The 17,775-nt window shown below is 65.9% G+C and carries 13 protein-coding genes and 1 other RNA gene; 5 read left to right on the top strand and 9 right to left on the bottom strand.

Features of this window, described 5'->3' with window-relative positions:
- Positions 1 to 50 precede the first annotated feature (50 nt).
- The 3 genes from QX070_RS10220 to rsmH are packed head-to-tail and all read right to left on the bottom strand — an operon-like array spanning position 51 to position 3,187.
- A complete protein-coding gene (locus tag QX070_RS10220) occupies positions 51 to 1,799 on the bottom strand; it encodes a penicillin-binding protein 2 (RefSeq protein WP_315736771.1) in 1,749 nt (582 codons plus the stop codon).
- Positions 1,796 to 2,188 carry a hypothetical protein gene (locus tag QX070_RS10215; RefSeq protein ID WP_315713444.1) on the bottom strand — a complete coding sequence of 131 codons (393 nt, stop codon included), beginning with the start codon at positions 2,186 to 2,188 and terminating at the stop codon, positions 1,796 to 1,798. Before QX070_RS10215 ends, QX070_RS10220 begins: the two co-directional genes overlap by 4 nt.
- Before the next feature lie 3 nt (positions 2,189 to 2,191).
- The gene (gene rsmH / locus QX070_RS10210) at positions 2,192 to 3,187 is read right to left on the bottom strand and encodes a 16S rRNA (cytosine(1402)-N(4))-methyltransferase RsmH (RefSeq protein ID WP_315736770.1); all 996 of its coding nucleotides are present in this window, start codon (positions 3,185 to 3,187) and stop codon (positions 2,192 to 2,194) included.
- A gap of 554 nt (positions 3,188 to 3,741) precedes the next feature.
- On the opposite strand from rsmH, the gene QX070_RS10205 reads away from it, so the two are divergent.
- Positions 3,742 to 4,593, top strand: a complete 852-nt coding sequence (locus QX070_RS10205) for an N-acetylmuramoyl-L-alanine amidase (RefSeq protein ID WP_315736768.1) — start codon at positions 3,742 to 3,744, stop codon at positions 4,591 to 4,593.
- 4 nt (positions 4,594 to 4,597) lie between these two features.
- On the opposite strand, the gene QX070_RS10200 is transcribed toward QX070_RS10205, so the two are convergent.
- Together QX070_RS10200 and QX070_RS10195 are read right to left on the bottom strand one after the other, a co-directional pair.
- Positions 4,598 to 5,836, bottom strand: coding sequence for an RNA polymerase sigma factor (locus QX070_RS10200; protein ID WP_315736766.1), 1,239 nt, complete (start codon positions 5,834 to 5,836; stop codon positions 4,598 to 4,600).
- A gap of 33 nt (positions 5,837 to 5,869) precedes the next feature.
- Complete coding sequence (locus tag QX070_RS10195; protein ID WP_315736765.1) at positions 5,870 to 6,223, bottom strand: YciI family protein; 354 nt, start codon at positions 6,221 to 6,223, stop codon at positions 5,870 to 5,872.
- Positions 6,224 to 6,362: 139 nt separating this feature from the next.
- Here QX070_RS10195 and rnpB point away from each other — a divergent pair.
- Positions 6,363 to 6,803, top strand: an RNA gene (gene rnpB, locus QX070_RS10190) — RNase P RNA component class A.
- A 48-nt stretch (positions 6,804 to 6,851) separates the two neighbouring features.
- Here the strand turns inward: rnpB and QX070_RS10185 are convergent.
- From QX070_RS10185 to QX070_RS10175, 3 genes are all read right to left on the bottom strand, one after another.
- Complete coding sequence (locus tag QX070_RS10185) at positions 6,852 to 8,669, bottom strand: ABC transporter ATP-binding protein (protein WP_315736764.1); 1,818 nt, start codon at positions 8,667 to 8,669, stop codon at positions 6,852 to 6,854.
- Positions 8,670 to 8,944: 275 nt separating this feature from the next.
- Positions 8,945 to 10,534 (bottom strand): DHA2 family efflux MFS transporter permease subunit, encoded by a 1,590-nt coding sequence (locus tag QX070_RS10180; RefSeq protein ID WP_315736763.1) that lies wholly within the window; start codon positions 10,532 to 10,534, stop codon positions 8,945 to 8,947.
- 203 nt (positions 10,535 to 10,737) lie between these two features.
- Positions 10,738 to 12,069 (bottom strand): HlyD family secretion protein, encoded by a 1,332-nt coding sequence (locus tag QX070_RS10175; protein WP_315736762.1) that lies wholly within the window; start codon positions 12,067 to 12,069, stop codon positions 10,738 to 10,740.
- A 187-nt stretch (positions 12,070 to 12,256) separates the two neighbouring features.
- On the opposite strand from QX070_RS10175, the gene QX070_RS10170 reads away from it, so the two are divergent.
- Together QX070_RS10170 and QX070_RS10165 are read left to right on the top strand one after the other, a co-directional pair.
- A complete protein-coding gene (locus QX070_RS10170) occupies positions 12,257 to 12,895 on the top strand; it encodes a TetR/AcrR family transcriptional regulator (RefSeq protein ID WP_315736761.1) in 639 nt (212 codons plus the stop codon).
- Between the two features lie 790 nt (positions 12,896 to 13,685).
- Positions 13,686 to 14,261 (top strand): hypothetical protein, encoded by a 576-nt coding sequence (locus QX070_RS10165; protein WP_315736760.1) that lies wholly within the window; start codon positions 13,686 to 13,688, stop codon positions 14,259 to 14,261.
- Positions 14,262 to 14,707: 446 nt separating this feature from the next.
- Here QX070_RS10165 and nikR read toward each other — a convergent pair whose 3' ends face one another.
- Positions 14,708 to 15,199 carry a nickel-responsive transcriptional regulator NikR gene (nikR, locus tag QX070_RS10160; protein WP_315736758.1) on the bottom strand — a complete coding sequence of 164 codons (492 nt, stop codon included), beginning with the start codon at positions 15,197 to 15,199 and terminating at the stop codon, positions 14,708 to 14,710.
- Between the two features lie 197 nt (positions 15,200 to 15,396).
- Here nikR and QX070_RS10155 point away from each other — a divergent pair, with 197 nt between their 5' ends.
- Positions 15,397 to 17,739, top strand: coding sequence for a TonB-dependent receptor (locus QX070_RS10155; protein WP_315736757.1), 2,343 nt, complete (start codon positions 15,397 to 15,399; stop codon positions 17,737 to 17,739).
- Positions 17,740 to 17,775: the final 36 nt, after the last annotated feature.

Raw genomic sequence — 17,775 nt, 5'->3', positions numbered from 1 at the left:
GGCCCCGCCCCGGGCGGCGGCAGCTCCAAAGCTCGCGATTCGACGACGGCTTACTGTGTCAGCCGCGATGCTGCAAGAATTTGGCGGTCGGACGGCGGCAGGTCGAAGCGGGGCTCGATTCCCAGCAGCGGCCCGATCCGGGAGATCACGGCACCAGCCGTCGGCGCGGCATTCCAGCCGGAGGTGATGAAGCCATAGGTTTCCTTCAATGACTGCGGCTCGTCCAGCATGATCAGGAGCTGGTATTTTGGCTTGTCTGCCGGGATCACGGCGGTGAAGAGGGTCAGCACCTTCTTCTTGGCATAGCGGCCGTTGATGACCTTCTCGGCGGTGCCGGTCTTGCCGCCGATGTAATAGCCCTTCACGTCGGCCTTGCGCGCGGTGCCGACCTCGGCGTTCAGACGCATCAGGTAGCGCATCTTCTCCGAGGTCTCCGGCTTGATCACGCGCTTGGCGACCTGCATCGCCTCTGCCTCGGTGCGCTTCATGAAAGTCGGCGGGATCAGATAGCCACCATTGACCAGCGCGCTGACACCCATCACGCCCTGCAGCGGCGCCACCGCCATGCCGTGACCGAACGCGATCGTGACCGTGTTCAACTCGGCCCAGCGCTTGGGCAGGATCGGCGAGGCGCTCTCCGGCAGCTCGGTGCGCAACCGGTCGAACTGGCCCATCTTGCGCAGGAACGCCTTGTGCGCGTCCACGCCCTGCGCCAACGCGATCCTGGCAGCACCGACGTTGGACGAGAAGTAGAACACTTCCCGCATGTTGAGGAAGCGGCCCTTTGGTTCGTCGTCGTGAATCGTAAACTTGCCGTAGTGCAGCGGTCCGCGCGCATCCCACAGCGAGTTGAGATCATACTTGCCGCTGTCGAGCGCCATCGCCAGGGTGAAGGCCTTGAAGGTCGAACCCATTTCGTACACGCCCGTGGTCAGGCGGTTGATCCGATCGGGATCGTGCGCTTCCTTCGGGTTGTTCGGATCAAAATCCGGCAGCGAGACCATGGCGATGATCTCGCCGGTCCTGACATTGACGACGAGACCGGAAGCCGCCTTGGCCTTGAACTTGTCCTTGGACTTGAGCAGCTCATCGCGCAGCGCGTGCTCGACGCGCAGATCGACCGAGAGCTCGATCGGGCGCTGCAGGCGATCGGTGGCGAAGCCGGCGCGATGGAGGTCGGCGAGGCCCTGATTGTCGAGCCACTTCTCCATACCGGCGATGCCCTGGTTGTCGATGTTCACCAGGCCGATCAGATGGGCCACCTCGTTGCCGGTCGGATAGACGCGCTTGTTCTCGCGCAGGAAGCCGATGCCCGGCAGGCCGAGGCGATGAATGTCCTGCTGCTGCTTCGGTGTCATCTCGCGCTTCAACCAGACGAAACCCTTGCGCGACAGCAGTCGGTCGCGGACCTCGCCCGTATCGAGATCCGGCAAGGTCGCCGTCAGAAGCTCGATCGCCTCGTCCTTGTCGATGAGACGGCGCGGCTCGGCGAACAGGCTCGGCGTCTTGACGTCGGTGGCGAGAACGGCACCGTTGCGGTCGACGATGTCGGGCCGCGCGGTGGCGATGGCGTCCTGCTGCGCGGCACGCCGCGCGCTCGGACCATCCGAGCCGATCGCGAACATCACGAGGCGGCCGCCGATGATCGCGTAGACCGCGGCAAAGGCGACGATCGCGAGGCCGACGCGCACGCGCGCCTTCGCAGTGCGATCGACATCGCGCCCATACAGCAGCGTGCGCACCAGTCGCTGCCGCCAGGGCTCCTGCGGCTTGACGTGAGGCCGACGCTGATCGCTCATTGCTGATCCTCCGGGCGACGCACCGATCCGGTCACGGGGGGCTCTTCGTTGATCGCGTCGATCGCATCGATCATCGATCCGATCGGATCCGGATTGTCCGGTCGCGCAAATCGCGGCGGCCGCTCCGGCAGATTCTTCAGGCTGTCGTATTGTGTGGCGTTGAGCGGCTTCAGCGGCAGATGCCGTTCGACCAGCCCTTGCAGCCGCAGCGGCGCGTCGAGCTTGGCCCATTCCGCGCGCAACACTGCGATGGCCTCGCGCTGCTCGCGGATCTCAGCGCGCAATTGCAGCACGCGCTCGACCCGTGCCGTCGAGTCCATCTTGATGCGATAGACATAGGCCGCCGCGAAGATCAGCGAGCAGATCACGACGAGGTGCAGGAGGCGCATCGGTCACCCTCCTCGCAGGACGTCGGCCAGGCGCGGCCAGGGGGATGATGATGCCGAGGCGTGCGCCGGCGCGGCCGTGCGTTCGGCGCCGCGCAGCTTGGCGGAGCGTGCCCGGGGATTGGCTTCGGTCTCGGTCTCCGCGGCCACCACCGGCTTGCGGTTGAGCAGCTGGAAGCTGGGTGCCTCCTGGGCCACCTCGGGCCGATGGCGGGAGCCGCCGCCAGTCCTGCTGCGCTCGGCCAGGAACGTCTTGACGATGCGGTCCTCGAGCGAATGGAACGAGACGATCGCGAGGCGGCCGCCCGGCGCCAGCACGCGCTCCGCTGCCGCCAGCGCCTGTTCGAGCTCGTCCAGCTCCTCGTTGACGAGAATGCGCAACGCCTGGAACGTGCGCGTCGCCGGATGGATGTCGCCAGGCTTCGATCTCACCACGCGCGCGACGATGTCGGCGAGCTGCCGCGTCGTCGTGATCGGCTGCTCCTTGCGCGCGGCGACGATGGCCCGCGCCACGGCGCGGGAGTGCCGCTCCTCGCCAAAGATGTAGATGACGTCGGCCAGATCGCGCTCGGCAGCGTGCGCAACGACATCGGCAGCCGTCGGCCCCGTGCCGCCCATCCGCATGTCGAGCGGGCCGTCGAACCTGAACGAGAAGCCTCGCGCGGCGGAGTCGAGCTGCATCGAGGATACGCCGACATCCATCACGACGCCGTCGACATGTGTGAGGCCTTGCGATGCACAGATGTCGGCCAATGCCGAGAAGCGGTTCTCGACCAGTGTCAGGCGACCGCCCGCTTCGGCGAGGAGACTCGCGCCGCCGGCGATTGCGGTGCTGTCGCGATCGATCCCGATCACCCGTGTTCCCGCCGTCGCCAGGATCAGGCGCGTATAGCCACCCGCGCCAAAGGTCGCATCGACATAGGTTCCGCCGGCGCGCGGCGCCAGCATCTCGACCGCTTCGGGGCCGAGCACCGGGACGTGTCGCTGGTCAGCCGTGCTCACGCGGCCGCTCCGCAAGCGCGCCGTTGCTTCAGACTGACTTTGTTCGGCAGCGAGCCCATCGCGCCTTCGATCCTCGCGCCCGTCAATTCGCCAAGCCATCTCCCGGGACGGTCGGTCATCCGTCGAGCCGTCCCCACATCAGCGGCACGATCCGGCCTTGTCGAGACCCTCGATCCGACAGCGATCGCGCGGCGCCGGAGCGCCCCGGAACCGCTTTCGATCGTGATCTGCCGTGCAGGACCTTGCATCGTGGCGGCTTGCCGTCCCGAAAGCCGGCTTGGCTCTTCACCACTCAGTAACGGCGTTTAGCGTTAACAAACAGTTGACGGTCTGTGGCGGATGTTGGGCACTTGGACCGCGAGGCGGAGCTGCCCGGTAGACCGTTCGTCCTGCACGCCGTCGCGCCGTTCGGCGGACTGGCAATCGCCATACAACGGTCCGCTCAATAGCGAGGGCTCGCATGCGATTTCGATTGCGGCTGGGACATGTAAAAGAGTAGTGCCTGCCCATATTCGGTTTGAGCCATCGCCGCCGCCGTCCGCTTCGAGTCGTTCATGCCAAATCCATCCGACAAGCCGGAATCGAAGCGTCCCCGTGCGCTGCCGATCCCCAAGGGCGTTTCCGACCTGCCGGTCTTCACGCCGGACTCGTCGATCGCCTCCGACGTGATCCCGTCGGCCAATTTCGGCGAGCGCAAGGGTGGGCGCCAGCCGGACATGATCATTCTTCATTACACCGGAATGCCGGATGTCGAAGGGGCGATCACCAAGCTTTGCACCGCCGGCAGCGAGGTGTCCGCCCATTACGTCGTGCTTGAGGACGGACGCATCGTCCAGTGCGTACCGGAGGCCTTCCGCGCTTGGCACGCGGGTCTCTCGTCCTGGGGCGGCGACGAGGACATCAATTCCTGCTCGATTGGTGTCGAGATCGTCAATCGCGGCCACGATTGGGGCTATCCGGATTTCCCACCGCGGCAAATCGCGGCGGTCATCGCGCTGTGCCGAGGCATCATGCTTCGCCGCAATGTGCCGGCGCATCGCGTGCTCGGGCATTCCGACGTGGCGCCCGCGCGCAAGAAGGATCCCGGCGAGAAATTCCCGTGGCATTCGCTGGCGAATTCGGGCGTGGGCCACTGGGTGCAGCCGGCGGCGATCACCAAGGGCGAGACGTTGAAGCTCGGCAGCATCGGCGATGACGTCAAGGGCTTGCAGAAGGCGCTCGCCAAATACGGCTATGGCGTGCCGATCACGGGCAAATTCGACGGCATCACCATGGATGTCGTCACCGCGTTCCAACGGCACTTCCGCCCCGAAAAGATCGACGGCATCGCCGACCGCTCGACCTTGTGGACGTTGCATGCGCTGCTGACGAGCCTGCCGGCCGAGGATCAGGCGCCGCGCGTCTGACACGTCAGGCCTCAGCGTCGAGCTCACCGAGCCGCCGTGCATACAGACGCCTGAGCGGCGCGAGCTGCGTGGCTGCGCTCGCCTCGCGGTAGCCGGCGCGCGCCTCGTCGCGCCGACCGAGCCGCCGCAGGAGGTCCGCCCGCACCGCCGGTAGAAGATCGTACTGCTTCAATCCGCCGCGCGCGGCCAGCGCATCGACCAGCGCCAGCGCCCGCGCCGGGCCATCGACCATCGACACGGCGGCTGCATGATTGAGCTCGATCACGGGCGATGGCGCGATCCGCAGCAGAACCTCGTAGAGCCCCACGATCTGCCGCCAATCCGTTTCAGCGTAGCTGGAGGCCTGAGCATGAAGCGCGGCAATCGCCGCCTGGACCGTATAGGGCTGCGGGAGCCCCTTCATGCCCAGGGCCTGTTCGACCAGCCCCAGCCCTTCAGCGATCTGCTCGCGATTCCACAGCGCGCGGTCCTGCTCCTCCAGCAGGACGATGTCGCCCGCCGCATTGGTACGGCCGGCGCGCCGCGCATCGTGCAGCAGCATCAACGCGAGCAGGCCCTTGATGTCGCGCGCCTCCGGCATCAAGCCAAGCAGCAGGCGACCCAGCCGGATCGCCTCACGCGCGAGATCCTCGCGAATCAGCTCGGTACCTGAGGTCGCGAGATAGCCCTCCGTGAACACCAGATAGATCACGGTCAGGACGCCGCGCAGTCGCTCCTCGAGCGCGTCGCGTCCCGGCACCTCATAGGGAATGCCGGCGAGGCGGATCTTCTGCTTGGCGCGCACGAGGCGCTGCGCCATCGCCTCCTCACCGGCGACAAAGGCGCGGGCGACCTCGGCGGTGGTGAGGCCGCAGACCGTGCGCAGCGTCAGCGCCACCTGAACCTCCGGCGCGAACGACGGATGGCAGCAGGTGAAGATCAGCCGCAGCATGTCATCGTCGAGATCGGACGGCGCGTCGTCGTTGGCGGCGTCACGCTCGATCGCATGAACGATCTCCGCCTCCTTGTCGCGAAAATTGCTCCGCCGCCGGATCCGGTCGATCGCCTTGTTGCGGGCGACGTTGACCAGCCACGCCCGCGGATTGGCGGGGGCGTCGGACCCCCGCCATTTGAGCAGCGCCGCAGCGAACGCATCCTGCAGCACGTCCTCAGCCAGATCGAAGTCACCGACGAGCCGGATCAAGGTCGCGAGTGCGCGGCCGGCCTCATCACGGAACACCCTGTCGATCGCATCAGGCGTCATCGGTGACCTTCTCGGCAGCGAGCCGCACCGGTCTCAATGATTGTATTGCCAGACCGGCCGCACCTCGATCGAGCCGAAACGGGCGCCGGGAATACGTGCGGCAATCCCGATCGCCTCGTCGAGATTCTTGGCCTCGATCATGTAGTAGCCGCCTAGCTGCTCTCGGGTCTCGGCGAACGGACCGTCCGTGGTGAGGATCTTGCCGTCGCGCACCCGCACGGTCGTCGACGTCGAGGTCGGCTGCAGCCGGTCACCGCCCTTGTAATTGCCGCTCGAGATGATCGATTGGGTGAACGTCTGGTACTCCGCCAGCATCTTGCCTTCAGCCTCCTTCTCGATCTTCGCGTATTCGGCCTCATTCAGGTAGATCATCAACAGATACTGCATCGGACTTGCTCCTCTCTTCGGCTGGATCGCCGACATCCAGTCGAACGGCGTCGACACGGAACGACACGCGAAGGATAATATTTTCCGCCGGCATGGCGATGGCTTGACGTGCTGGTCGAGAAGCCCCATTCAAGCTGCATCAGTCGGCCGGACGGCCGCTCCGGCAGGTGCCGAAAGGCCGCCGGGGAGGAAAGTCCGGGCTCCATCGACATGCGGTGCCGGATAACGTCCGGCGGGGGCGACCCCAGGGATAGTGCCACAGAGAACGAACCGCTTCCTCCCGCGAGGGAGGCAGTAAGGGTGAAAAGGTGCGGTAAGAGCGCACCGCGGGGCCGGCAACGGAACCGGCATGGTAAACCCCACCGGGAGCAAAACCGAATAGGGATGGCCACGCGGAGACAATCGCCAAGGCAGATGATGCCAAGGCGATGACGTCCGCCGGAGCGATGTCAGGCTCGCCGTCCGGGTAGGTTGCCCGAGGTCGCGCGCAAGCGCGATCCCAGAGGAATGGCCGTCACGTATCGTCATGCGCAAGCTTGACGGTGCCCTACAGAACCCGGCTTACAGGCCGGCTGATATGTTCATGAGGGGCTCGGCGCCGACAGCGCCGGGCCCCTCACCATTTTGATCATCCGGCCGCCGAGAGCTGGCCGAACTCGGTGGCCTGGCGCTCGAACAGGCTGCGATAGAGCCCGCCGGGTCTGCCGACCAGCGCGGCGTGGCTGCCCTGCTCGACGATGCGGCCGCGATCGAACACCAGGATGCGGTCGAGACTGCGCACGGTCGCCAGACGATGCGCGATCACGATCGCCGTCCTGCCCTTCATCAGCCGCTCCATCGCCTCCTGGATCAGCGCCTCCGATTCCGAATCGAGGCTCGACGTCGCCTCGTCCAGGATCAGCACGCGCGCGTCCGCCAGGAACGCCCGCGCCAGCGCCACTCGCTGCCGCTCGCCGCCCGACAGCTTGACGCCGCGCTCGCCGACCAGCGTGCCGTAGCCCTTGGGCAGGCGCGCGATGAACTCATGCGCGTTGGCGAGCCGCGCCGCCTGCTCGATCTCGGCCTGGCTGGCGCCGGGCCGGCCATAGGCGATGTTCTCGGCCAGCGAGCGGTGGAACAGGATCGGCTCCTGCTGCACGATCGCGATCTGGCTGCGCAGCGAGTCCTGCTTGGCGTGCGCGATGTCCTGGCCGTCGATCATGATGCGGCCGCCGCTGACGTCGTAGAGCCGCTGCACCAGCTTGACGAAGGTCGTCTTGCCGGAGCCCGAGCGCCCGACCAGCCCGATCCGCTCGCCCGGCCGGATGTCCACCGACAGCCTGTCGTAGAGGGAGCTGCGATGGCCGCCATAGTGGAACGTCACCGCATCGAATACGATGTGCCCGCCGGTCACCGCGATCGGCTTCGCGTCCGCCGCATCGACGATGCCGATCGGCTCGCCATGGATCGCCACCAGCTCGTCCATGTCGTTGACCGCGCGCTGCAGGTTGTTGATGTGCATGCCGACGTCGCGCAGATAGGCATGGATCACGTAATAGCTGGTCAGCACATAAGTGACGTCGCCCGGCGAGGCCTTGCCTGCCATCCACAGCAGCACGGCGCCGCCGATCACCGAGGAGCGCAGGCACAAGAGCACGCCGAGCTGCACCGCAGCCGTGGTGTTGTAGCGCAGCCACGTGCGATTGACCCGCCGGGACCAGCGGCTGACGACGCGCATCAGCCGACCGTCCTCACGCGCCTCGGCGCCGAACGACTTCACCACCGCGTTGCAGCTCAACGCGTCGGCCAGCGTGCCGCCGACCTTGGTGTCCCAGGCATTGGAGATGCGCGCGGCCGGGGCGATGTAGCGGGTCGAGAACACGACGGTCATCGCGACATAGAGCACTGCGCCGATCGCGATCACTCCGCCCAGAGCGCCCCAGTGCAGCCCGAGCAGCACCATCGAGCCCAGCAGCACCGAGAGCGACGGCAGCAGCGCCAGCAGGATGGTGTCGTTGTAGAGGTCGAGCGCCCACATGCCCCGGGTGATCTTGCGCACGGTCGAGCCGGCGAAGCTGTTGGCGTGCCAGTCGGTCGAGAACCGCTGCACGCGCACGAACGCGTCGCGCGCGACATCGGACATGATGCGGAGCGTGAACGGCACGATCAGTTGCAGGCCCGACAATCGCAGCACGATCGAGGCGAAGCCGAGGCCTACGATGGCGGCGAACGCCACCAGCGCGCTGTGCCGTGCATCGGCATTGCCTGGGCCCAGAGTGAGCGCATCGACCAGCCGGCCGGAGAACAGCGGCATGAACAGATCGGCAGCGGTGGCGCCCAACAGCGCGCACGCAATGCCGAGGGTCATACGCGGCTGCTTCAGCCAGTGGCGGGTCACGAACGGGATCACGACGCGGATCGCGGCGGGACGCTTGTCGGCCTTCAGGCCGGAGACGTCGACGGTCATGGCATCATCCGGCCGCGCTCGTCGCGCCAGGCCGGCTCCAAATGAGGCAGACGGACGCGGCAGGCGCGGTCTGCGGATAAGTAATCAGGCGTTGGGAAGTTAAGCGATGGTGCTCAAAGCGAGCGGCCGAACACCAAGACAGGCATCGAGCGGGTGCATGCGATCTGCAGATGCGATGTGGTCATGCAAATCTCCCCGGTTCGAGCGACAATTCCTGCTCCATACCATCGACGGTATGATTTGGCAACCCGCGGCACGCGCAGGAGCCGCTCACGTCAATGTGCGTCGCCGCCGCCCGCCATCGGCGAGCTCGGCTTCTTGAGCAGCATCACCATGAAGCTGAGCGCGATGTAGAAGCAGGTCAGCATGAAGAAGGCATCGCCATAGCCCATCACCACGGCCTGTCGGTGCACGATCTGCGAGAGCTGCTTCATCGCCATCAGCGCCGAGTCGCCCATGCCCTGCAGCTTCTGCTGCAGCATGTTGAGGGTCTCGACCGCGGTCGCATTGCCCCAGGTCACGCGCTCGTGCAGGCGCGAGATGTGCAGGTCGGTGCGGTCGTTCAGCACCTGGTTGATCACGGCGAGTCCGACCGCGCCACCGAGATTGCGCATCAGGTTGAACAGGCCCGAAGCGTTCTTGACGCGGTCCGGCGCCAGAGTGCCGAGCGCGATGTTGTTGGTCGGCACCATCGCGCACATCATGCCGACGCCACGCAGCACCTGCGGCACGAACAGCTCCCAGAAATCGTAGTCGCGGGTGATCCCGGTCATCTGGTAGGAGCCGATGGCGAAGATGACGAGGCCGAAGGCGATGATCAGGCGCATGTCGATCTTCACCATCAGCCGGCCGACCACGGGCGCCATCAGGAACATGGTCACGCCCGACACGAACATCGTCTCGCCGATCATCAGCGCGCTGTAGCCGCGCACCTCGGCGAGATAGCGCGGATAGATGTAGGTCAGGCCGTAGAGGCCGATGCCGATGCAGAACTGCAGCAGGCAGCCGACCGTGAAGTTGCGGTCGCCGAACGCATAGAGGTCGACAATCGGCTCGTCGACCGTCAGCACGCGCCAGAAGAAGCACACCGCCGAGACGGCGCAGACCGCGGCGAAGATCGCCACCGACGTGTCCTGCAGCCACTCATATTGCGGCCCCTCCTCCAGCACGTATTCGAGTGAGCCGAGGAATCCGGCCATGAACAGCAGGCCCCACCAGTCGAAGCGGTCGAGCAGCTCGAAATGCGGCTCGTCGAAATCGACCAAGGCGAGCACGCCGACCGTGATGAGGATGCCCGGCGGGATGTTGACGAAGAACAGCCAATGCCAGGACATCGCGTCGGTGATGTAGCCGCCGACCGTCGGGCCGACCGTCGGCGCAAGGGTGGCGACGAGCCCGATGATCGGGCCGACGACGTTGAACTTGGAGCGCGGAAACACCGTGTAGGCCGAGGCGAACACGGTCGGGATCATGCCGGCGCCGAGAAAGCCCTGGAGCGCGCGCCATACGATCATCTGCTCGATCGAGGACGCGAAGCCGCACAGGAAGCTGGAGATGGTGAATCCCGCGGCCGAGATCGCGAACAACAGCCGCGTGCCGAGCGCGCGCGACAGAAAGCCGGACAAGGGAATCGCGATCACCTCGGCAATCAGATAGGCGGTCTGCACCCAGGACACTTCGCTGGAGCTCGCCGACAGTCCGGCCTGGATCTCGCTGAGCGACGCCGACACGATCTGGATGTCCAGGATCGACATGAACATGCCAAACACCATGATCAGGAACGCGATCAGCCGCCGCGGCGCGATGCGGTCCGACGGCGCCGCCGGTGCGCTCATGGTGGGATTGGCTGTGGTGGCGGTGGCCATGGTCTAATGAGTCCGCTGGAGTCGATGACCGCGCCGCGTCACAGGTGCGCTCCCCCTCCCCCTTGCGGGGAGGGGTCGGGGGTGGGGGTCCCCAACGGCGGTCTCGCCCGGAGCCCCCCACCCCAACCCTCGCCCGCAAGGGGGAGGGAGCTGACTTCCGATGACGCGACAGCGAATGCAAGCGCGCCGGTTAGATCAACTTGCTACTTCCCCTGCACCGTCGCCGGCGCGTCGAGATCTCCGTCACTGTCGGCATCCTTGGCGCCGTCGGTGGTGTCCACCGTGACGTAGACCGACATGCCGGCGCGCAAGAGGTTCTGCCGCGCCACGTCCTTCGGCACGCGGATGCGCACCGGCAGGCGCTGCACGATCTTGGTGAAGTTGCCGGTCGCGTTGTCCGGTGGCAGCAGGGTGAACACCGAACCCGCGGCCGGCGAGATGCTGTCGACCACGCCCTTGAAGCCGCGCGCGCCGTAAGCATCAACCTTGATGGTCACCGGCTGGCCCGGACGGATACGCCTGAGCTGGGTTTCCTTGAAGTTGGCGTCGATGAACACGTCATCGAGCGGCACGACGTTGCCGAGCCGCTGGCCGACCGCGACGAAATCGCCGGTGTTGACGAGGCGGTTGGAGAAGGTGCCGTCGACCGGCGCGCGCACGGTGGCGAATTCGAGATCGCGCTCGGCCTTGGCGAGCGAGGTCTTGAGCTCGGCGAGCTGCGCCTGGGCCTCGACCTGCTGCGCCTTCGTCACCTCGACATTGTCGCGGGCGGCGTCGAACGCGGCGCGCGCGGCGCGCACCCCGGCCATGCCCTGATCGCGCGTGGCTTCCGACTGCTCGAAGGTCGCATGCGAGGCAAAACCCTTGCTGCTCAGCGCCTGCTGGCGCTCATAGTCGAGCCCGGCGCGCTTCATCGCGGCTTCGGATGAGGTGAGATTGGCCTGCGCCTGCTCGACGGCGCTCTGCTGCGCGGCGACCTGGCGGCCGATGCGCGCGATGGTCGCCTCCTGGGTGGCGATCTTGCTGCGCGCGGCGTCGACTGCGATCTTGTAGTCGCCGTCATCGATGCGGAAGATCACGTCGCCCTTGCGGACCACCGAATTGTCCCGCGGCACGATCTCCTGGATGTGCCCGGAGACGCGCGCGCCCAGCATGGTGTTGTTGGCGCGGACATAGGAATCGTCGGTCGAAACCATGAAGCGGCCGACCAGATAATAGTGCGTGGCATAGCCGGCGGCGGCGAGCGCGAGCAGCACGCCGATGCTGGCGAGCACGCGCTTGCGCTTGCCGGATTTCGGCGCGGCGGCGGGCTCGGCTTGCGGCTTCGCTGCGGCAGGAGCGCCGGCCGGCGCGGGCCGTTCGGATGGCGCCTCGGTGCTGACGTCTGCCTTCAGCTCAGCCGGCTTGGCATCAGCCGGCTTGCGCTGCGCCGTGTCGCTGGGCTGCGGGCGGGCCGACTCAGCGCTCGGCTGTTTCGGCGTTTCCTCGGCGTCCGGACGGCGCGCCCGTACAGCCTGATCTCTTGCAGCGGCCATCAGAGACTCCCACCCATGACAGCGGGGCCGCTCAGGCCCCGAAAATCCCGACCGAACCGTTCGGTCAATCCACATCTACCATTGACCGAACCGTTCGGTCAATATACATCTTCGCTATCGCAACATATCCGCGCGGATGCCTTGGTGACGTTGGCGCCGGCCAAATCTTCGGGAACAGCCTAAACCAATGATTGAGGCGGACCATAACACCACCCAGGTGATGCCGGATGAGGACTCCTCGAAACGGCGCCAGATCCTCGAAGGCGCCCGCAAGGTGTTCATGGACATGGGCTTCGACGGCGCCAGCATGGGCGAGATCGCACGCGCGGCCGGCGTCTCCAAGGGCACGCTCTACGTCTACTTCGCCGACAAATTCCGCCTGTTCGAGGCGATCGTCGCGGAGGAGACCGTGCATCGGGGCGCCTCGAACTTCAGCTTCGATCCCGCCCGCGACGCCGCGACCGTGCTGTACGAATTCGGCACCGCCTGGATCGCGGTCGTCTGCCGCCCCGGCGGCGGATCGGCGATCCGCACCGTGATGGCGATTGCCGAACGCATGCCGGAGGTGGGGCGGCGCTACTATGATTGCGTCATCGAGGGCACGATCGGCCGGCTTGCGGCCTATCTGCAGGCCCGTGTCGATGCCAAGGAGCTCGCCATTGACGATTGTCACCTCGCCGCATCGCAATTCCAGCTGATGTGCCAGGCCACGCTGTTCCTGCCCTTCATCTTTCAGGGAGCCCCCGCCCCCTCGCCCGACGAGACGCACAAGGTGGTGGCGAGCGCCGTCCGCATGTTCCTCGCGACCTACAGCATCAAGAGTTGAGACGCCGCTGACCGCAGCGATGCGCGCGCCGATGTCGGCACAACAGATATCGGCGCAAGACATGTCAGCCCGAGATATGCCAGCATAAGACATGCGCTCTCCTTCTCGCGGCTGGTGACGCCCGAGCTTTGCGTTCGGATCACCCTCGGATCGATCGGAGGGTGCAGGGAAGGCCGGGCGCTGGCCGCGCCCGTGGCCCGCCTGCTCAAAAAAATGCAGGCGGCAGGTACCACAGGTCTGGCCGAACACACCCGGCCCTCCCCGCGCGATGGGCTTACGATTTATACGTAATCTCCCCGGTGTCCGGGCTTGTAGCCACCGTCGCCCGCGCAGATGCGCGAGCATCTGCTGCGAACTTGACGCCAGCATCGGGGCGCCAGGACCATACGACTTCATCGTCCTGCCGGTCGCGTTCGTCCGCTCGCGATTCCAGCGCGCTGCGCGCCGACAGGCCACCACTCCCCGCCTCCAACGCTCGTGACGACCGCGAAACGTCCCTCTTCGATCGAGCCGGGATGGCGGTAGACAACCATGAAATTCGGAAAAATGGAAGATGAAAATTTTTGCGCGAGGGACTGGACAGGGCAAATCAGCTTGATCGGGCAAACGAAATCGGATTCTGCGCGCAGCCGGCTTTAACCGCGCGCGACCGCTGCAGCAGCGGGCGACGATACCACGGCGCCGTATCCGCGGAAGAAGCCTAGCGTCCGAGAAGGGGCGCGAGCCGACCTTGCAAGCGGTTGCGGATTGGGGCAATCGAAGCTCGGCAGCCGCGCATCCTGGGCCTACCATGTCAAAGTTCTTCGCTATGGAATCCGTCAGATCTCCCTGGGGTGACTACGGCGATATTCTTTTGAACGGCCTCGTTGAAGCGACCGAGTGCGTCGGACCGCCGATCATCCGCATCTTGCGCACTGGCCCATATGTGCCGCCGATGACCCAGCCATTCGGCTTCATCATCGTCACCGACGAATTTCGACGTGACCTTGAACGCAGCCAGTTGACTGGCTTTGACTTCGAGCAGACTCAGTATGGGAAAGTCGTCCGCCTCGATTGGCAGACTTGGAGCACGGATACCAATGAGCCGATGTCGTATCCCGAGACAGGCGAACCAGAGGACTACATTTTGGGATGCTCCCACGAACCCACTCTTCTGGCGCAGATGCCTCGGTTGTGGGCTCTCGCCGTCCGGCCTACGCCCGAATTGCAGGTCCAGGGCACACATTCCTTCCGCGCAGATCGACATCCGGGCACGGACATCGCTCGTGAGCATACGCTCCATTGGGTAAGCGAGCGTATGAAGGTTTGGCTCGAACGATCGTCGGCGGCTAGATGGATTGCGTTTCGTTCGATAAGCCCACGATGAACAATGTCCGCTTCGGGACAAAATGGGATTCTGGGCGCAACAGCGACGGAATATCTGCTGTCGTGAATGCACCAGTTGACGCGTTTCAGGATTAAACCTTCCCCGCCGCTGCCAAAGTACCTGCGGCATCTCGTACCATTGTCATCACCGGCACGAGCGACGGCATTCTAGGGCGCGCGACCGCAGTAGCACGGCGTCATCGCGAGCGAAGCGACGCGATCCAGGGGCCGCGCCAAGACTCTCGATTGCCTCCGCCTGATCGGCTTGGGGACACGTCGGCGCAAGGACGCCTTGCTCCGCCGCAGCCACGGGTGACGATGCAACGGCGCCGTGCCCACCATTCTCAGCCGATGCGCCGCGGTGGGCACGGCGCGTGATGCATCGAGTGTGATCAGCAGGATTGGGGGCGCGCCTTTGCCCACCCTACTGTCCTTGCCGAGCCGCTTCTACTTCTTCCCGCTCTTCGTGGTGTGGGAATGCGAATGGCTGTGGCTGTGAGAATGCGAATGGCTGTGCGCGTGCTCATGATCCTGCGCCGCCTCGACCGGCATCATCGCGACGTGGCCGTGGCGGACGCCGCGTTCGGCGATGACGTGGTCGGCGAAGGCCTTGACCTCGCGGCGCTCGCCCTTGAGCACGGTGACCTCGAGGCAGCTCTCCTGGTCGATGTGCACGTGCAGGGTCGCCTGGGCGAGGCCGGAATGATCGTGCGCCTCCTGGGTGAGTCGCTTCGGCAGTTCGCGCGCGGCATGGTCGTAGACGTAGCTGAGCGTCGCGATGCAGTGGCGGCTGTCGCTGGCGCCGGCGTCAGCCGTCTCTAAGCCGCTGCGCAGCAGATCGCGAAACGCCTCCGAACGATTGTCGTAGCCGCGCCGGGCCATGAAGGCGTCGACCTCGGCCAGCAGATCGTCGTCGATCGTGATCGTCAGGCGCTGCATGTCCGTCTCCTCGAGCTGCGCGGCAAGCGCCTATCCACCGCATGAGTATGATGTATTCACGTTGACATCATACCGGTGTCACCTTAGCGTTCTTTAACATTCGACAGTAGGGCGATCCAAGCGAGCATGTCGCGGGCCAACGAAGGCGCGCGGCAGTTGAAGATGCATGCCCTGTGGCGAGCTCTAGGGGCGTGACGATGCGGTGGCGTGGGGCGAGTGTTGGCGTGCTGATGGCGGCATTGGCGCAGCAGGCAAACGCCCATCCGGAACGGGCCCCTGCCGAGTTGCCGACGGTCGACGTGGATGCCCCCCGACGCACGGCCAAGCCGAAGCCGCAGGTCCGGCGCGCGGCGCAGCGGCCGAAGCCGGGCGCGGCCGGTGCGGCTGCGAATGTGATCTCGGCCGCCACGGCCGCGGCTGCACCGTCCGGCGCGCCCAATGTCGGCTCCGGCCCGGCGCAGCCGCAGGGCATGGCGAGCGAGGTCGTGATCTCCGGCGAGGAGATCAACGCCCGCCCGGCCACGCGGCCCGGCGAGGTGCTCGAAGCGGTGCCCGGCCTGATCGTCACGCAGCACTCGGGCGAGGGCAAAGCCAACCAGTATTTCCTGCGCGGCTACAATCTCGACCACGGCACCGATCTCGCGCTCTTCGTCGACGATGTGCCGGTCAACATGCGCACCCATGCCCATGGCCAGGGCTATGCCGATCTCAACTGGCTGATGCCGGAGACGATCGGCCGGGTCGACGTGCGCAAGGGGCCTTACTTCGCCGACGAGGGCGACTTCGCCTCGGTCGGCAGCGTGCATATCGGGCTGGTCGACAGCGTGCCGAAGGCGATCGCGCAGATGACGGCGGGCAGCTTCGGCTATCGCCGCTTCTTCGGCATGGACTCGGTGCATGTCGGCGATGGCCATCTGCTGGTCGCCGGCGAGGCCGGCCGCTACGACGGACCGTGGACCACGCCCGATGATGCGAAGAAGCTGAACGGCCTGATCCGGTATTCGCAGGGCACCGCGACCGACGGCTTCTCGATCACCGGCATGGCCTATGCGAACCGCTGGACCTCGACCGACCAAGTGCCGGAGCGCGCCATCACCTCCGGCCTGCTCGGCCGCTACGATGCGGTCGATCCGACCGACGGCGGCAAGACCAACCGCTTCGCGCTGTCCGGCCGCATCGCCGGCACCGACGACGCCGGCTCCTGGAAGGCCAACGCCTATGTGGTGAAGAGCCAGCTCGATCTCTACAACAATTTCACCTACGCACTCAGCAACCCCACCTATGGCGACCAGTTCCACCAGCATGACGACCGGCTGATGCTCGGGGCCAATGCGTCGCGCACCTTCGACGGCAGCCTTGCCGGGCGCCCGATGGAGACGACCGTCGGCATCCAGACGCGCTACGACGACATCGCGCTCGCCTTGACCAACACCCGTCAGCGGGTGCTGCTCTCCGACATCGATGCCAACAACACCGGCGTCGTTCGCGCCGACAAGGTCGGCGAAGGCAGCGTCGGGCTCTATGTCGAAAACACGGTGCGCTGGACCGACTGGCTGCGCACCACGGTCGGCTATCGCGGCGACTATTATCAGACCCACGTGTATTCGCTGACCAACGGCAACAACACCGGCGATGCCGCAGCCAGCCTCGGCAGCCCGAAATTCCGCATGGTGATCGGGCCGTTCGACAAGACCGAATTCTTCCTTGGCGCGGGCTATGGCATGCACAGCAACGATGCCCGCGGCGCGACCACCACCGAGGATCCGGCCGATCCGACCAACAAGCTCGCCTCCTCGCCGCTTCTCGTCCGCACCAAGGGCGCCGAGGTCGGCGTACGCACGCGCATCATTCCGGGACTCGACTCGTCGCTCAGCCTTTTCATGCTCAACCAGGATTCGGAGATCCTGTTCTCCGGCGATGCCGGCGACACCGAGGCGAGCCGGCCGAGCCGGCGCTACGGCTTCGAGCTGACCAACCATTATCGGCCGGCGTCGTGGATCGACATCGATGCCGATCTGGCGATGACGCATGCCCGCTTCGTCGGCGACAACACCGACCAGGCCGATGCCTATAATCAGCTCGTCGCGGCCGGGGCGCCCGCCGAGGTGTTGCGCGGCAATGCGCCCGGCAACTACATCCCCAACGCGCCGTCGATGATCGCCTCGGCCGGCATCACGCTGGGCGAGAAGACCGGCTGGTTCGGCGGCCTGCGCTGGCGCTATCTCGGCGCGACGCCGCTGACGGAGGACAACTACTTCCGCTCGACCGCGACCAGCGTGTTCAACGGCCGCATCGGCTTCCGCGACGCCAATGGCTGGCGCATCCAGCTCGACGTGCTGAACCTGCTCAACACCAAGGCCAGCCAGATCTCCTACGGTTACGGCTCGCTGCTGCCGACCGACCAGCTCTACAAGGACTGCTATGTGTCGCCGCCCGCGACGCCGGTTCCGGCGCAGGTCTGCCAGACTGGCGTGATGGACCGCGTGCTGCACCCGATCGAGCCGCTGACGTTCCGGGTGACGGTGGCGGGGACGTTTTGAGGACTTGATCGTCGTAGCGGCATGACCGTTCGGGCA

The organism is Bradyrhizobium sp. SZCCHNR1093, from assembly GCF_032381175.1.
GTDB lineage: Bacteria > Pseudomonadota > Alphaproteobacteria > Rhizobiales > Xanthobacteraceae > Bradyrhizobium.
Note: the sequence above shows the minus strand (reverse complement) of the source record. Positions and strands in the feature narration are given on the sequence as shown.

Coding starts and splice junctions, on each gene's coding strand:
- QX070_RS10165 (WP_315736760.1), top strand. CDS start 13,686: ATGTCAAAGTTCTTCGCTATGGAATCCGTCAGATCTCCCTGGGGTGAC.
- QX070_RS10180 (WP_315736763.1), bottom strand. CDS start 10,534: ATGGCCACCGCCACCACAGCCAATCCCACCATGAGCGCACCGGCGGCG.
- QX070_RS10170 (WP_315736761.1), top strand. CDS start 12,257: ATGATTGAGGCGGACCATAACACCACCCAGGTGATGCCGGATGAGGAC.
- QX070_RS10175 (WP_315736762.1), bottom strand. CDS start 12,069: ATGGCCGCTGCAAGAGATCAGGCTGTACGGGCGCGCCGTCCGGACGCC.
- QX070_RS10195 (WP_315736765.1), bottom strand. CDS start 6,223: ATGCAGTATCTGTTGATGATCTACCTGAATGAGGCCGAATACGCGAAG.
- QX070_RS10185 (WP_315736764.1), bottom strand. CDS start 8,669: ATGACCGTCGACGTCTCCGGCCTGAAGGCCGACAAGCGTCCCGCCGCG.
- QX070_RS10220 (WP_315736771.1), bottom strand. CDS start 1,799: ATGAGCGATCAGCGTCGGCCTCACGTCAAGCCGCAGGAGCCCTGGCGG.
- QX070_RS10205 (WP_315736768.1), top strand. CDS start 3,742: ATGCCAAATCCATCCGACAAGCCGGAATCGAAGCGTCCCCGTGCGCTG.
- QX070_RS10155 (WP_315736757.1), top strand. CDS start 15,397: ATGCGGTGGCGTGGGGCGAGTGTTGGCGTGCTGATGGCGGCATTGGCG.
- nikR (WP_315736758.1), bottom strand. CDS start 15,199: ATGCAGCGCCTGACGATCACGATCGACGACGATCTGCTGGCCGAGGTC.
- QX070_RS10200 (WP_315736766.1), bottom strand. CDS start 5,836: ATGACGCCTGATGCGATCGACAGGGTGTTCCGTGATGAGGCCGGCCGC.
- QX070_RS10215 (WP_315713444.1), bottom strand. CDS start 2,188: ATGCGCCTCCTGCACCTCGTCGTGATCTGCTCGCTGATCTTCGCGGCG.